This is a genomic window from Planococcus sp. TJ-307, assembly GCF_058268435.1.
Genome location: NZ_JBZDOJ010000002.1, coordinates 654,721 through 670,985, shown reverse-complemented (window position 1 = coordinate 670,985; position 16,265 = coordinate 654,721). Strand labels below are relative to the sequence as shown.

Genomic DNA, 16,265 nt, shown 5'->3' with positions numbered 1-16,265 from the left:
ATTAATGGCTTCTAAACATGAAGAAATTGGATTGACGAGTGATGATTTACTAAAAATGTACGAAACGATGTTGATGGCCCGCCGTGTCGATGAACGCATGTGGCTATTAAACCGTGCAGGGAAGATTCCATTTGTGATTTCGTGTCAAGGACAAGAAGCCGCACAAGTTGGCGCTGCTTTTGCTCTCGACAACACGCAGGATTATATCGCGCCTTACTACCGTGATATCGGCGTGGTGCTTCACTTTGGCATGACGCCAAAGGACTTGATGCTGTCGGCGTTTGCAAAAGCGGAAGACCCGAACTCGGGCGGCCGCCAAATGCCTGGTCATTTCGGGCAAAAAAGCAACCGCATCCTGACTGGCTCTTCACCTGTAACGACACAATTGCCTCACGCAGTCGGTGTTGCGTTAGCCGGAAAAATGAAGAAAAAAGATTTTATCACATTTACGACTCTTGGTGAAGGTTCTTCCAACCAAGGCGATTTCCATGAAGGCATGAACTTTGCCGGCGTCCATAAACTGCCGGTTGTTATCATGGTCGAAAACAATAAGTACGCAATATCGGTGCCAGTCGAACGCCAATTGGCCAGTAAAAACGTTTCGGACCGCGCGATTGGCTACGGCATGCCAGGTGTAACAATTGACGGCAACGATCCCATTGAAGTTTATAAGCATGTTAAAGAAGCGGCTGACCGTGCACGCCGCGGCGAAGGACCGAGTTTGGTCGAAACCGTTTCTGAACGGATGACTGCCCACTCTTCAGATGATGACCATCGCCAATACCGCTCAGCGGATGAACTGGCTGCACAAAAATCGACGGATCCGATTCTGACTTTTGGTGCATATTTGAAAGAAAGTGGCATCTTAAACGATGAACTTGAAAAAGATATTAACGACCGCATCATGGTCATTGTCAACGAAGCAACTGACTATGCGGAAAACGCACCGTATGCAGAGCCGGAACACGCAATGAAATATGTCTATGCCGAAGAAGGAGGAGACGAATAATGGCTATTATGTCTTATATTGATGCCATCACGCTTGCCATGAAAGAAGAAATGGAACGTGACGAAAACGTCTTTGTTCTCGGAGAAGATGTTGGTAAAAAAGGCGGCGTTTTTAAAGCAACTCAAGGTCTTTACGATCAATTTGGTGAAGATCGCGTATTGGATACGCCTTTAGCGGAATCCGCAATTGCCGGAGTTGGAATCGGTGCAGCGATGTATGGATTGCGCCCAATTGCAGAAATGCAGTTTGCCGACTTTATCATGCCAGCGGTCAACCAAATCATTTCAGAAGCTTCCCGTATTCGATACCGTTCAAATAACGATTGGACATGTCCTATTGTTTTTCGCGCTCCTTTTGGCGGCGGTGTTCACGGCGCTCTTTATCACTCACAGTCTGTAGAAGCGATCTTTGCCAACCAGCCTGGCTTGAAAATTGTCATCCCTTCAACGCCTTATGATGCAAAGGGCCTCTTGAAGGCCGCAATTCGCGACGAAGATCCAGTGATGTTCTTTGAACACAAACGTGCATACCGCTTGATCAAAGGTGAAGTGCCGGAAGAAGATTACACAATCGAAATCGGCAAAGCGGACGTTAAACGTGAAGGCGAAGACATCACGGTCATTACTTACGGCTTGGCTGTCCACTTTGCATTGCAGGCGGCAGAACGCCTGGCAGAAGATGGAATCTCTGCGCATATCCTGGATTTGCGCACAATTTATCCATTGGACAAAGAAGGCATCATTGAAGCGGCTAAGAAAACCGGCAAAGTGCTGCTGGTCACAGAAGACAATAAAGAAGGAAGCATCATCGGAGAAGTAGCAGCCATCATCGCTGAAAACTGCCTGTTCGATTTGGATGCCCCAATCAAACGTCTTGCGGGACCCGATATCCCAGCAATGGCCTACGCACCGACCATGGAGAAATTCTTCATGATCAACCCGGACAAAGTCGAAAAAGCCATGAGAGAACTGGCTGAGTTTTAAGAAGAAAAGCGGAAGCGCCCATGTAGATTCGACGGGCATAAGACAGACCAGCAGGGTGGCGCACTTTGCCACACAGTTGGGTTGGCTTATGACCCTAGAATCTGGGCGCTGGAGCTAGACAATAGAGAAAAGCAGAAACGGCCGTTCAGCTCCGACAGGCATAAGACGCACTGGCGAAGCGGCATGTTTTCAGCCGCACAGTCAGAGTGGCTTATGACCCTAGAATCTGGGCGCTGGAGCTAGGTAATACAGAAAACAGTAGACCATCAAGTAAAGGAGGAACTCCCTTGGCTATAGAAAATATTAAAATGCCTCAGCTGGGTGAAAGTGTAACCGAAGGAACCATTGAAAAATGGCTCGTCCAGCCAGGCGATCATGTAAATAAATACGATCCGCTTGCAGAAGTCAATACAGACAAAGTGACTGCGGAAGTCCCTTCATCGTTCACAGGAACAGTTAAAGAACTGATTGCTTCTGAAGGTGAAACCTTGGCGGTCGGAGAAATTGTCTGCACCATTGAAACAGAAGGCGGCGATTCCGCACCTGTAGAAGAAGCCAAACCTGCCAGTGGAGACAAAGCAACCGAAATGCCAGCAGCAGGCGCTAAGCCAACCGGCAAACTGGAAGGAACGGAAGGATCTTCCCAACCTGTCAAGCCGTCCGGATCAAAAGGCCGCTACTCGCCTGCAGTACTTCGCTTAGCTCAGGATAACGACATCGACCTGGCTCAAGTGGAAGGTTCTGGAAACGAAGGGCGCATCACCCGCAAGGATTTAATGAAGCTGATAGAAGGCGGCACTATTCCGAAAGCAGGAGATGCCAAAGCCGCTCCCGCTCCACAGCAGGAACAGCCGGCAGCGCAACCAGCACCTGCACAACCAGCTCCTAAAGCGGCTGCGGCACCGATTGAAAGTGCACCTGGCGATATTGAAATTCCAGTCACAGGTGTCCGCAAAGCGATTGCTGCGAATATGCTGAAGAGCAAACACGAAGCACCACACGCATGGATGATGATCGAAGTGGATGTGACCAATCTTGTTCAATACCGGGATTCCATTAAAGGGGAATTCAAGAAAAAAGAAGGCTTCAACATCACGTATTTCGCTTTCTTCGTCAAGGCCGTTTCACAGGCGTTAAAAGAATTCCCAATGATGAACTCAATGTGGGCTGGAGATAAAATCATTCAGAAAAAAGACATTAACATTTCCATCGCAGTTGCTTCGGACAGCGCCTTGTTTGTGCCGGTCATTAAAAATTCTGATGAAAAATCAGTTAAAGGCATCGGCAAAGAAGTAAATGAACTGGCACTTAAAGCCCGTTCAGGCAAGTTGAAATCTGCTGATATGCAAGGCGGAACGTTTACAGTCAACAACACCGGATCGTTTGGGTCTATTCAGTCGATGGGAATCATCAATCACCCACAGGCAGCAATTATGCAGGTAGAGTCAATCGTCAAACGTCCCGTGATCATGGACAACGGCATGATTGCTGCACGTGACATGGTCAACCTTTGCCTATCGCTTGATCACCGTGTGCTTGACGGTCTTGTCTGTGGACAATTCCTGGCTCGCGTAAAAGAAATTTTAGAGAATATGTCAAAAGAAAATACATCGGTTTATTAAGAAAAGCTGGAGTCTCTGGACTCCAAGCTTTTTTTTCTTTAATGTCAGCGTCCAGTCGGGTAAAATGAAGACAGATAGCCTTTGAGGAGGGAATAGTTTGACAATCGATTCGATGAAAAAAACAAAATTTCCAACGCGTACATACAGTGAGTGGCAGCAAGCAGCTGAAAAAGCAATTAAAGGCAAACCCTTCGACGAAACTTTGAAAACGCCTACAATAGAAGATGTGAAACTTGAACCTTTATATATTAAAAGCATGCTCGATCAATTGGGCAACTACGTACCGGCGCAAATAGCCGCAATCCAACACGGCAAGCATCAGCCAAGCTGGCTTGTTTCTCAAGAAGTAATGGCCAATTCTGCCGAAGAATACTTGGCATTGATGCAGGACGACCTTCTCCGAGGAAATGAAACCGTTGTTTATACAGGTTTTCGAAAATTCGAGTGGACAGATGCGCAATTGAAAGAACTGGCGGAACTGATTGTCCAATACCCGCTTTATTTTAAATTGGTTGGTGAAGACCAGGACATTCTACGGGTATTCGAATTTGTGGCTCCAGAGCAGCTGGACCAAGTGCAAGGCGTTATTTTTTCAGAAGAAACAGTCATTGCGCCGAAACGGGTTCGTACCCAACTAGTTGATACGATTCCGATTCACCATGCGGGCGGAACAGCGGTACATGAACTGGGGGTTGCTCTCAGCATCCTCTCAGAGCGCATGGGGGAAGAAGATTTTCTGGAAACCGCTGCTGACACATGGATCCGATTTGCGGTAGATACTCAGTTTTTTCAGGAAATCGCGAAGCTGCGTGCATTCCGTGTGTTATGGCAAGCTTTTAGTTCAGCCTATGGAGAAAAAGCGCCGACGATCCCGCTTTTTACAGAGACATCCGTCCGCTCCTATTCTAAACTGGATCCTTACGTGAACCTGTTGCGTGCAGGGAATTCCACATTTGCGGCTGTCCTTGGTGGCACCGATGCACACACTGTGCACCCACACGACTTTTTGACAGAACCTGACCTGTCGAGCCGGCGCATCGCCCGCAACGTTCAGCTGGTTATTAAAGAAGAGGCACACGTATCGCATGTAGTAGATCCGTCGGCAGGCTCCTATTTTATTGAAACCTTAACAAAAGAATATGTGGACGCTGCATGGAGTTATTTCTTGGAAATCGAAGAGGCAGGAGGTTATTCTGAAGTAATCAAATCAGGATGGCTGACAGACGATATTCAAGCAAAATGGATTGACAGAGAAAAAAATGTTGCAACACGCAAACAATCACTGATTGGCACCAATATCTATGCTAACCCTCAAGAAGCGGTCAAAGATGCGAAAATCGATGACGGCCATTTAGAATATATGACAGCTAAGCGCCTTGCGACCCCTTTTGAAAAAATTCGGGCGCAAAGCAGAGTGACCGAGTTGAAAACCGCCATCATTTTGGCAGAACCTTTGAAAAACTGCAAAGGGCAAGTCGATTTTGTTTCTGGATTTTTGGCCGTAGGCGGAATTGAACCGTTAATTAGTCCATATGTAGCCACTGCAAGCGAAATTAACCAATTTTTAGCTAGTGAAAGTATTGATTATGCGGTTCTTTGTGGCTCAAAAGAAGCGATTGCTGCTGTGGTTCAAGGTTTGGATACACGTGCAAGCATCGACCTGGCAGGCAGGTATTCAAAAGAACAGCTGGCTGATTGGGCAAGTTACGGCATAAACGACACGCTGTATTCCGGAAAGCATCTTACTATAAAATTGAAGAAAATTCTTGAACTCGGAAAGGCGGCACTTTAAATGGCCAAACCTGATTTTTCCAAAGTAAAGCTCGATCAATTATCTGTTGCTTCCCAGGAGGTTCAGCAGCAAAGCCCCTTTACCACGAATGAAGGCATTGATATCAAACCCGTCTACACACAGCAGGACATTGAATTTCTGGAAGAAAGTATGCCCGGATTTGCACCAAATGTCCGCGGGCCATATCCAACCATGTATGTTTCGCGTCCTTGGACTGTTCGCCAATATGCCGGATTCTCGACAGCCGAAGAAAGCAATGCTTTTTACCGCCGCAATTTAGCAATGGGCCAAAAAGGCTTATCCGTTGCCTTTGACCTGGCGACGCACCGCGGCTATGACTCCGACCATGAACGTGTAGTCGGGGATGTAGGTAAAGCAGGGGTAGCTATTGATAGCGTAGAGGACATGAAAATCCTGTTCGATGGGATTCCCCTGGACCAAATGTCCGTGTCGATGACAATGAACGGTGCTGTCGTGCCAATCATGGCGTTCTTTATTGTAGCGGCCGAAGAACAAGGCGTTTCTCCCGAACAATTGTCGGGAACGATCCAAAATGACATTTTAAAAGAATACATGGTCCGCAATACGTACATCTATCCACCGGCTATGTCCATGCAAATAATTGCCGATATTTTCAAATACACATCGGATCATATGCCAAAATTCAATTCCATTTCCATTTCTGGCTATCACATTCAGGAAGCGGGAGCGACCGCGGATCTTGAATTGGCGTATACGCTTGCTGATGGACTGGAGTATGTTCGCACAGGACTCGCCGCAGGCATCGATATCGACCATTTTGCGCCTCGTTTGTCCTTTTTCTGGGGCATTGGCATGAACTATTTTATGGAAGTGGCAAAAATGCGAGCTGGGCGTGAAATTTGGGCGAAAATGATGAAAAGTTTCGATCCCCAAAATGATAAAGCTCTGGCACTTCGTACACATTCCCAAACGTCGGGCTGGAGTTTAACCGAACAGGATCCGTTTAACAATGTGACCCGGACTTTGATCGAAGCAAATGCAGCAGCCATGGGCCATACCCAATCGCTCCATACCAATGCGCTGGATGAAGCGATTGCCTTGCCAACCGATTTTTCTGCACGGATTGCGCGCAATACCCAGTTGTTCCTTCAAGAGGAAACCATGATGACCAATGTGATCGATCCGTGGGGTGGTTCGTATTATGTGGAATCGCTAACCAAGGAATTGATGGAAAAAGCATGGGATTTGATTGAGGAAGTGGAAGAATTGGGGGGCATGGCTAAAGCCATCGAAACGGGCTTGCCGAAAATGCGCATCGAAGAAGCAGCTGCGAAAAAGCAGGCACAAATCGATTCCAACGAAGAAGTGATCATTGGGGTCAACCGCTACCGGCTTGAGCAGGAAGATCCAATCGACATCCTGAATATCGACAATACAATGGTTCGCAAAACGCAAATCGAACGATTGGAGCGCATGAAAGCCGATCGCGATAGCGAAAAAGTGGCAGCAGCCCTGGAAGCTTTGGCAGCAGCCGCGAAAACTGGCGAGGACAATATATTGGCTTGTGCAATCGAAGCGGCGCGGCACCGAGCATCACTTGGTGAAATTTCTGACGCAATTGAGCAAGCATCCGGAAGACATAAGGCAGTGATTCGTTCCGTGAGCGGAGTTTACAGTTCAAACTTCTCCAACCAGCAGGAAATGGAAATTGTTAAAGAGATGACGGAAGACTTTATTGAAAATGAAGGACGCCGTCCGCGTATCCTAATCGCCAAAATGGGGCAGGATGGACATGACCGCGGAGCCAAAGTGATTGCTACAGCGTTTGCCGATTTGGGCTTTGACGTTGATATCGGGCCATTGTTCCAAACACCGGCAGAAACGGCTCAGCAGGCTGCTGAAAATGACGTCCATGTCATTGGGGTTAGTTCTCTAGCAGCAGGGCATATGACCTTAGTCCCAGACCTTAAGGCGGAACTTGTAAAAATTGGCCGCGAAGATATTTTGATCGTAGTCGGCGGTGTTATTCCGGCTCAAGATTACGAATTCCTCCGCAACAATGGAGCCAGTGCAATCTTTGGACCAGGAACCGTCATTCCGGTGGCTGCACAAAAAGTGATCGAAGAAATCTATGTGCGCCTCGGGTACGAGGAAGTGGCAGACTGATGAGCCGCGAAAAAAATTCACGGCGCGTCATGGAAGGGGTTCTTGAAACCCATGATGGCATGAAAGCTTTGCCACGGAAACGATTTAAAAAACCGCTAGCCGAAACCTTGGATATTCAAGCCCTCGCAGACGGAGTCCGGAGCGGATCGCGCCTGTACCTTGGAAAAGCAATCACCTTGCTTGAAAGTTCCAATCCGGAACATAAACAAAGCGGCCAAGAATTGCTGAACCATTTGCTTCCCTTTACTGGAAACAGCGTCCGCATCGGCATTACTGGTGTTCCCGGAGCAGGCAAAAGCACCTTTATTGAAACCTTCGGGGAGATGCTGACTGGACTAGGACACCGGGTTGCCGTTCTGGCAATTGATCCGAGTTCGTCACTCACCGGCGGCAGCATTCTCGGGGACAAAACCCGGATGGAAGAGCTCGCCCGCAATCCAAAAGCCTTTATCCGTCCATCGCCCACTGCTGGAACGCTCGGCGGTGTCCACAAAAAGACGCGCGAAACAATGCTGCTGTGTGAAGCGGCAGGATACGATGTAGTCTTAGTGGAAACCGTTGGCGTCGGCCAAAGTGAAACACTGGTGCGGGGCATGGTGGACATGTTCTTGTTGTTGGTCCTAACAGGTGCAGGGGACGAGCTGCAAGGCATGAAAAAAGGGATATTGGAGCTGGCAGATGCTATTCTGGTCCACAAGGCGGATGGAGACAATGCACGGCTGGCGAAAAAGACGGTTGCCGAATACAAGCAAATGCTGCATTTTCTGCAGCCGGCAACAGAAGGCTGGACAACCCGGCCGCTTGCGGTTTCCTCGCTTGAAAATACTGCCATTCCAGCTGTTTGGGAAGTCGTCGAGGAATTTGAAGCTGAGGCAAAAAGCAATGGCTATTGGAAAAAAAGGCGGCAGAAACAAACACAAGACTGGTTTCGTTCGATGATCACAGATGAGCTGCATAGCCGCTTTTTTGATGATGCGGAGCGCCGCCAATTGGTCAAAGAGCTCGAAAAGCAAGTGTTGGAAGATCGATTAACTGTCGCACAGGCAATCACACGCCTTTTTGAGTAAGCTTTTTTGCAAGTCGGTTGAACACCTGCTATGATTAGATGAGCAATGATAAGGAGTGATAGTTGATGAGCATGGATTTTAATTTCCTAATGAATGATATTGCCACACAAGCCCGCCAGGAATTGATTGATGGTGGATATACACAGCTTGAAACAGCTGATGCAGTAAATGAAGCATTTTCACAAAAAGGCACAAGCCTTGTTATGGTCAACTCGGTATGTGGATGTGCAGGCGGCATTGCACGCCCAGCAGCTTTGCATTCGATCCATTACGACAAACGCCCGGATAACTTGTTTACGGTTTTTGCAGGACAGGACAAAGAAGCAACTGCCCAAGCACGCGCAATTTTCGGTGACGACCACTTGCCATCTTCTCCATCGTTCGTCTTTTTAAAAGACGGAAAAATGGTTGATGAAATCGGCCGCCATGAAATTGAAGGCCACGACCCAATGTCTGTAATTACACATATTCAAGCAATCTTTGAACAGCATTGCGACGAAGTATAAGATTGAATGCCTCTTTTGGGGGCATTTTTTTCATGCCAAAATATGGAGGGGACAATGAAGCTGAATTTAAAGCCTTTTTCAATTGGGTATCGAACAATGAAAACCGCGTTGGGGGTATCGATTGCAATTTATCTCGCGCAATTGCTGCAGCTCGACTATTATGTATCTGCTGGTATTTTGACGATCCTTTGTATACAACCAACTAAGAAAAAATCGATTCGGGCTGCTTTTTCCCGGTTTATCGCCAGTTTGATTGCCATCTTATATGCATTGATCTTTTTTGAAGGAATCGCTTATCACCCGATTATCATCGGCGTCCTCATTGTCCTCTTTATTCCATTATTGGTGACGCTGCGGTTCCAAGATGGATTTGTCTCAAGTTCCGTAATCTTGATGCACCTTTACGATGCCAAAAACTTGAATTTTGATTTGTTGGTTAATGAATTGGCGTTAATGCTGATCGGATTTGGTACCGCGCTGGCAGTCAATATGTACATGCCAAGCATTGAAAAAAAACTGGCAAACTATCGCTATGAAATTGAAAATTTATATGCATCCATATTTCGCGAAATCGTTGTCTATTTGCGTGAAGGCGAATCTGCCTGGACCGGCAAAGAACTGATGGAAGCCCGAAAACTGCTGGAGAGTGCCAAAGCATTGGCGTACCAGGACGTTGAAAATCACATTACACGTCACGAAAACAAGTACTATCATTATTTTGAAATGCGTGAGCAGCAACTCGAGATTATCGAGCGGATTTTGCCAAAAATCACTGCGCTGCCTGTAATTGTAGACCAGACAGAACTGGTGGCTGATTTCCTCGAAGATTTGTCAGAGCACGTCCATTCCGGCAATACCGCGTACCGCTATATATCAAAACTGGACAAAGTCAAAGAAAACTTTGCCGCCTTGCCGCTGCCCGATCACCACGAAAAGTTCCTAGCCATGGCCGAACTCTACCAAGTCATTCACGAAATGGAATCCTATTTGGAGATCAAGCAATCGTACAAAGGCTTTAGCACAAGAAAAGCGGAAGCGCCCGTGTAGCTCTGCCGGGCATAAGACAGACCCGCGATGTGGCGTATCTTTGCCACAAAGCTGGGATGGCTTATGACCCAAAGAGCTGGGCGTTGGAGTCTGGACAATAAAGAAAAGCGGAAACGCCCGTGTAGATTCGACGGGCATAAGATGCTCTGGCGAAGCGGCATTTTTTCAGCCGCACAGCCAGAGTGACTTATGACCCTAGAATCTGGGCGTTGGAGCTGGACAATAAAGAAAAGCGGAAGCGGCCGTGTAGCTCTGTTGGGCATAAGACAGACCAGCAATACACTGGTTAGACTAAAAATATCCTGAAACAAAAAACAGCAAGAGCTCTAAGCTCTTGCTGTTTTTAAATTCATTAAATTACAAAGCTCAAGCCCATCATTAAACTTGATAGAAGCATGATGACGATCATCGCGTATACGATAAACTTGCGGAAAGCCGCATTTCTCATTAGTGGTAAACTCCTTTGTCAATCAGATCTTTGTTCAAAGCATATCATATTTCAAGGTGGAGTTGAAGAGACACGTTGTCTGTTTTCCAAATATTCGCTAACAGCTAGAGTTTTCGACAGTGAATCTGTACAATAAGAGGGAAGTCAAAAAAGGAAGTGAAAAGGGATGAAGAAAGTAGACCATATCGGAATCGCTGTACGGGATTTGGAGGAGGTCCTTCCTTATTATACGGATACACTCGGGCTCCCGCTGATGAAAATCGAAGAAGTGGCGTCGCAGAAAGTACGCGTCGCATTTATTGATGCTGGCAACGTCAAGCTGGAATTGCTGGAACCGATGGATGATGAAAGCGCCATCTTTAAGTTTCTGGAAAAAAAAGGCGAAGGCATTCATCACATTGCGTTTGGGGTGGAAAACATCGAACAGCGAATGGAAGAGCTGCGTAAAAATGGAGTGCGTTTGTTGAGCGACAAGCCGAAACCGGGTGCCGGCGGAGCAATGGTGGCATTTTTGCATCCAAAATCTTCAAACGGGGTATTATACGAAATTTGTGAAAAAGAATGATTAGGGAGTGGGAAAATGGATATTTACGAAAGAATCAATGAGCTGTATGACCGGAAGCGTGAGATTGAACTGGGCGGCGGCGAAGAACGCATTGCTAAGCAGCACGACAAAGGCAAACTGACAGCACGTGAACGCATTGATTTATTGCTCGATGAAGGCTCTTTTGTTGAGTTAAGCCCTTTCGTCGAACATCGCACGACAGATTTTGGCATGGCAAAAGGTCCTGGGGAAGGAGTCGTAACCGGATATGGCAAAGTAAACGGCAGACCCATTTACTTGTTTTCGCAGGATTTTACCGTTTTTGGCGGAGCTCTCGGTGAAATGCATGCTAAAAAAATTGCCAACGTTATGGACTTGGCGGCGCGAAACGGTGCACCGTTCATCGGTCTGAATGATTCGGGCGGCGCCCGCATCCAAGAAGGCGTTCTGTCACTCGATGGCTATGGCCAAATTTTCTACCGCAATTCCATTTATTCAGGCGTCATTCCACAAATTTCAGTCATTATGGGGCCTTCTGCAGGCGGAGCAGTTTATTCGCCGGCTATAACAGACTTTGTCTTTATGGTCGACAAGACTAGCCAAATGTTTATTACCGGACCGAAAGTGATCGAAACTGTTACAGGTGAAAAAATTTCCTCTGAGGATCTTGGAGGATCGAGAGTACATACAGCCATTAGCGGCAATGCCCATTTCCGCGGCGAGTCAGAGCAAAAAGTACTGGAAATGGTCCGTCAATTAATTAGCTATTTGCCTCAAAACAATACCGAAATGCCGCCGCGTCTTGAAAGCGGCGAAGAAGACGATTACCGTCCGGATTTGGCTGACGTTGTGCCTTATGAAGCAATCCGTCCATATGACGTGCGAAAAGTGGTCGAGCAAGTGGTCGACAGGGCCAGCTTTATGGAAGTGCAGCCGGAGTTTGCCCGCAATATTGTGATTGGACTTGCCCGCATTAAAGGCGAAACAGTGGGTCTTGTCTGCAACCAGCCAAAAGTTATGGCAGGCGGCCTTGATATTGATTCTTCCGATAAAGCAGCGCGTTTTATCCGGTTCTGCGATTCGTTCAATATTCCATTGATCACGTTTGAAGACGTTACCGGCTTTTTCCCTGGGATCAAGCAGGAACACGGCGGCATCATTCGCCACGGTGCGAAAATATTGTATGCCTATTCGGAAGCGACTGTTCCAAAAATGACGGTTATCCTCAGAAAAGCATACGGAGGAGCCTACGTGGCGCTTAATTCCAAATCAATCGGTGCCGACTTGGTGTATTCGTGGCCAAATGCAGAAATTGCGGTAATGGGGCCTAATGGCGCTGCCAATATTATTTTTGCCCGTGAAATCGCAGCAAGCGATAATCCAGAAGAAACCCGTGCAGCGAAAATTGAAGAATACCGCGTGAAATTCGCCAATCCTTATGTTGCAGCTGCACAGGGCATGGTCGATGACGTTATCGATCCGCGCGAAACGCGCATTAAACTGATTCAGGCATTGGACATGATGCGCAATAAAAAAGATACACGGCCAGCCAAAAAACACGGCAATATGCCGCTGTAAGAACAGAAGAGGTGCTTTGAATGAATAATGAAAGACTGATAAACGAATTTTTGGAATTGCTTCAAATTGATTCTGAAACTAAACACGAAGGCGAAATCGCCGCAATTCTCCAAACTAAACTGGAGGCAATGGGCTTTCATGTCGCAATCGATGAATCCGCGGCAGTTACCGGCCACGGTGCAGGCAATATTATCGCTACGCTTCGCGGCACGCTGAGCGAAGTTCCGGCTATTTATTTTACGGTCCACATGGATACAGTTACGCCAGGCGTCGGCGTCAAGCCTGAAATTCGCGACGGCTATGTCTACTCGGATGGCACGACGATTTTGGGAGCAGATGACAAAGCGGGAATTGCGGCATTGTTTGAAATGATTCGTGTGCTTCAGGAGCAGCAAGTGGAACACGGTGATATTCAATTGGTCATTACAGCCGGAGAAGAAAGTGGTTTGGTTGGCGCGAAGGAGCTGGACTCGTCTCTATTGATTGCCAAATACGGCTATGCGGTCGACAGCGACGGCAAAGTCGGCGGCATTGTCACAGCAGCCCCGAATCAGGCGAAATTGTGGACGACCATTCATGGAAAAACGGCTCATGCAGGTGTAGCGCCGGAAAAAGGCGTTTCCGCCATTACCATAGCGGCGAAAGCCATCGCAAAAATGACGCTTGGACGCATTGACGAAGAAACAACGGCCAATATCGGCCGTTTTGAAGGCGGTCGAGCGACGAATATTGTCTGTGATGAAGTCAATATTTTGTCAGAAGCGCGTTCAATCAGTGAAGATAAACTGGCAGATCAAACCACGCATATGGAGTCAGTGTTTGAACAGATGGCAGAAAAAATGGGTGGCCGTGCCGAGACGGAAGTTAAGCTGATGTACCCGGGATTCCATTTTGATGATATGGATCCAGTGGTGGAAATTGCACAAAAAGCAGCGGCTAAAATTGGTCGGCCGTCACCCATTTTGACAAGCGGGGGCGGCAGCGATGCCAATATTTTCAACGGCTTTGGCATTCCAACTGTCAACCTCTGTGTCGGGTATGAAGAAATTCATACGAAAAACGAACGCATGCCGATTGAAGAACTCGAAAAGCTGACTGAATTGCTGGTTGAAATCGTCAAAGAATCCACACAAAATTAAATAATGAACGTTGCGGGAGAGAGGGAACAGGATGTATGTTCCCTCTTTTTTTGATACACTGAAAGAAAACGGAAAGAAGAGCGATTTTCATGGCCAGCCGAATCATCTTCCATATTGATATGAACAGTTTTTATGCATCTGTCGAGCAATCGCATAATCCAGAGCTCAAAGGCAAAGCCATCGCCATCGCGGGAAATCCCAAAGAGCGTAGGGGCATTATTGTCACTTGCTCTTATGAAGCCCGTGCACATGGCATTTACACCACCATGCAAGTGCATGAAGCCAAGCGGAAATACCCAGATCTTCTGCTCCTGCCGCCAAACTTTGAACGCTACCGGGCAGCCTCAAAAGCAATGTTTGATATTTTGCGTTCCTACACGGAAATGGTCGAACCGGTATCGATTGATGAAGGCTATGTCGATGTCACGGAATTGGCTGAACAGCGGCATGCATTGGAAATTGCGGACGAAATTCAGCAGCGCCTGCTTGCTGAATTGGATCTTCCCTGTTCGATCGGCATTGCGCCCAATAAGTTTTTGGCCAAAACCGCTTCTGATATGAAAAAGCCGCTCGGCATCACCGTTTTGCGAAAACGTGATATTAAAGCCATGCTGTGGCCAAAACCGGTCATCGAAATGCACGGAATTGGCGACAGTACGGCAGCCCGGCTGAAAAGCTTAAAGATTGAAACCATTGGGGAGCTGGCTACAGCGAATGAAGGACTGGTCAAAGAAAAAATGGGGAAAAACGGTATTCGTCTGCAAGCTCGGGCAAACGGTGTTGATGATCGGCCAGTGGATCCGGATTCAATCTACGACACCAAAAGTGTTGGTACATCAACAACATTGCCAGTTGATGAAACGGATGAACAAAAGCTCAAGGCTCTGTTTCGTCAGCTTAGTGAAAAAGTGGCCAATCGTTTGGAAGCAAAAGAACTAGCCGGTCCTACAGTCAGCATCCAGACGCGCAGCTCGGATTGGAAAAACAGGACCCGCAGCATCACGCTGAACAACACCGTCTGGAAAGCAGATGATATTCACCGGAACGCCTGGCAGTTGTTCACTAAGCATTGGAACGGAGAGCCTCTCCGGCTGATTGGTGTCACCGTGTCAAATGTCGCTGATAAAGGCGACATGACAGAACAATTGTCGATCTTTAATTTCCAGGAGCATGTTCGTGAAGAGCCAATCCTCAATTTGATGTCACAACTGGAGAGCCGATTTGGCAAAAGCGTTTTGACAAGGGGTACAAAAATCAAAAAAACAAATTATGATTCAAAAACAAGTTTCAGCAAAGATTTCTTGGATGATCATGATCACGAAAGAAAGTAGGGAAAGCATGCAATTATTATTTTTAGGCACCGGTGCCGGAATGCCTTCAAAACAACGCAATACTTCTGCACTGGTGCTGAAGTTGCTTGAAGAACGGGGAACCGTTTGGTTGTTCGATTGCGGGGAAGCGACACAGCATCAAATTCTTCACACGACTGTAAAGCCCCGAAAAATTGAAAAGATTTTTATCACTCACCTGCATGGCGATCATATATTTGGCCTGCCTGGGTTGCTTGGCTCTCGCTCTTTTCAGGGAGGCGATGAGGCATTGGATATCTATGGTCCGGCGGGAATTAAAGAATACATTGAAATGACATTGTCCTTAAGCCGTACCCACCTGACTTATCCGATAGTGTTTCATGAGCTCTCGGAAGGCCTGCTGTTTGAAGACGAATTGATGACGGTGGAAACCCGTTTGCTGAATCATGTCATTCCATCTTACGGCTATCGCATTACCCAAAAGCCATTGCCGCCGAAACTTCTAGTCAATAAGGCGCTGGCACTTGGCGTCCCGAAAGGCCCGCTGCTGGCGAAGTTGAAAAACGGAGAAGATGTGGAAGTCGCTGATGGGCAGTGGGTTCGAAGCCAGGATGTGACAGAACCTGAAGAACCCGGATTTATCGTCACAATTTTAGGGGACACCCGTTTTTGCGAAGCAGCTGTAGAGCTGGGCCGCGGGGCAGATGTTTTGGTCCACGAAGCAACGTTTGATGGAACTTCTAAAAAAATGGCTGGGGAATACGGCCATTCAACTGTTTACGATGCCGCCGAAACAGCTCGTTTGGCTGGTGCTGATACGTTAATCATGAACCACATCAGCGCTCGTTTTTTGCCGGAAGATGACAAGCTGCTGCTGAAGCAAATGAAGGAAATTCATCCACGTGGTTGGATTGCACACGATTTTGCCGAATTCGACTGGGTACAGCACGATAAAAAAATCAGGAAAAAACAGGTAAGCCGTCCCTAAAAGATGGCTTTTTTTAGTAAATGCAAAAATTATTTATGGAAATAATAGAACACACGTTCCTTTTGTGATAAAATAAAGTTACAG

Annotated in this window: 14 protein-coding genes; 13 read left to right on the top strand and 1 reads right to left on the bottom strand. The window is 47.2% G+C overall.

The window, feature by feature from the left end; translation table 11 throughout:
• The first annotated feature begins 4 nt into the window (after nt 1-4).
• The 8 genes from AC4EHK_RS09670 to AC4EHK_RS09635 all read left to right on the top strand — a co-directional run bounded on the left by AC4EHK_RS09670 (nt 5) and on the right by AC4EHK_RS09635 (nt 10,174).
• Nucleotides 5-1,009, top strand: a complete 1,005-nt coding sequence (locus AC4EHK_RS09670) for a thiamine pyrophosphate-dependent dehydrogenase E1 component subunit alpha (protein WP_490978588.1) — start codon at nt 5-7, stop codon at nt 1,007-1,009.
• Nucleotides 1,009-1,992 carry an alpha-ketoacid dehydrogenase subunit beta gene (locus AC4EHK_RS09665; protein ID WP_490978587.1) on the top strand — a complete coding sequence of 328 codons (984 nt, stop codon included), beginning with the start codon at nt 1,009-1,011 and terminating at the stop codon, nt 1,990-1,992. Before AC4EHK_RS09670 ends, AC4EHK_RS09665 begins: the two co-directional genes overlap by 1 nt.
• Before the next feature lie 287 nt (nt 1,993-2,279).
• Nucleotides 2,280-3,614, top strand: a complete 1,335-nt coding sequence (locus AC4EHK_RS09660) for a dihydrolipoamide acetyltransferase family protein (RefSeq protein WP_490978586.1) — start codon at nt 2,280-2,282, stop codon at nt 3,612-3,614.
• Nucleotides 3,615-3,711: 97 nt separating this feature from the next.
• Nucleotides 3,712-5,406, top strand: coding sequence for a methylmalonyl-CoA mutase family protein (locus AC4EHK_RS09655; protein ID WP_490978585.1), 1,695 nt, complete (start codon nt 3,712-3,714; stop codon nt 5,404-5,406).
• Complete coding sequence (scpA, locus tag AC4EHK_RS09650; protein ID WP_490978584.1) at nt 5,407-7,554, top strand: methylmalonyl-CoA mutase; 2,148 nt, start codon at nt 5,407-5,409, stop codon at nt 7,552-7,554.
• Nucleotides 7,554-8,621, top strand: coding sequence for a methylmalonyl Co-A mutase-associated GTPase MeaB (gene meaB, locus AC4EHK_RS09645; protein WP_490978583.1), 1,068 nt, complete (start codon nt 7,554-7,556; stop codon nt 8,619-8,621). The genes scpA and meaB overlap by 1 nt, the downstream gene beginning before the upstream one ends.
• 65 nt (nt 8,622-8,686) lie before the next feature.
• Complete coding sequence (locus AC4EHK_RS09640) at nt 8,687-9,127, top strand: BrxA/BrxB family bacilliredoxin (RefSeq protein WP_490978582.1); 441 nt, start codon at nt 8,687-8,689, stop codon at nt 9,125-9,127.
• Nucleotides 9,128-9,181: 54 nt separating this feature from the next.
• On the top strand, nt 9,182-10,174 hold the full coding sequence (locus AC4EHK_RS09635) for an aromatic acid exporter family protein (protein WP_490978581.1): 993 nt from the start codon (nt 9,182-9,184) through the stop codon (nt 10,172-10,174).
• A gap of 352 nt (nt 10,175-10,526) precedes the next feature.
• Here AC4EHK_RS09635 and prli42 read toward each other — a convergent pair whose 3' ends face one another.
• On the bottom strand, nt 10,527-10,622 hold the full coding sequence (prli42, locus tag AC4EHK_RS09630) for a stressosome-associated protein Prli42 (protein ID WP_490978580.1): 96 nt from the start codon (nt 10,620-10,622) through the stop codon (nt 10,527-10,529).
• A 166-nt stretch (nt 10,623-10,788) separates the two neighbouring features.
• Between prli42 and mce the strand changes: the two genes are divergently transcribed.
• The 5 genes from mce to rnz all read left to right on the top strand — a co-directional run bounded on the left by mce (nt 10,789) and on the right by rnz (nt 16,181).
• Complete coding sequence (gene mce, locus AC4EHK_RS09625; RefSeq protein WP_490978579.1) at nt 10,789-11,187, top strand: methylmalonyl-CoA epimerase; 399 nt, start codon at nt 10,789-10,791, stop codon at nt 11,185-11,187.
• Nucleotides 11,188-11,202: 15 nt separating this feature from the next.
• A complete protein-coding gene (locus AC4EHK_RS09620) occupies nt 11,203-12,744 on the top strand; it encodes an acyl-CoA carboxylase subunit beta (protein WP_490978578.1) in 1,542 nt (513 codons plus the stop codon).
• Between the two features lie 20 nt (nt 12,745-12,764).
• Complete coding sequence (locus tag AC4EHK_RS09615) at nt 12,765-13,883, top strand: M20/M25/M40 family metallo-hydrolase (RefSeq protein WP_490978577.1); 1,119 nt, start codon at nt 12,765-12,767, stop codon at nt 13,881-13,883.
• 89 nt (nt 13,884-13,972) lie between these two features.
• Entirely contained in the window at nt 13,973-15,214 is a 1,242-nt protein-coding gene (locus tag AC4EHK_RS09610; RefSeq protein WP_490978576.1) for a DNA polymerase IV, read from the top strand.
• Nucleotides 15,215-15,221: 7 nt separating this feature from the next.
• Nucleotides 15,222-16,181 carry a ribonuclease Z gene (gene rnz / locus AC4EHK_RS09605; RefSeq protein WP_490978575.1) on the top strand — a complete coding sequence of 320 codons (960 nt, stop codon included), beginning with the start codon at nt 15,222-15,224 and terminating at the stop codon, nt 16,179-16,181.
• Nucleotides 16,182-16,265: the final 84 nt, after the last annotated feature.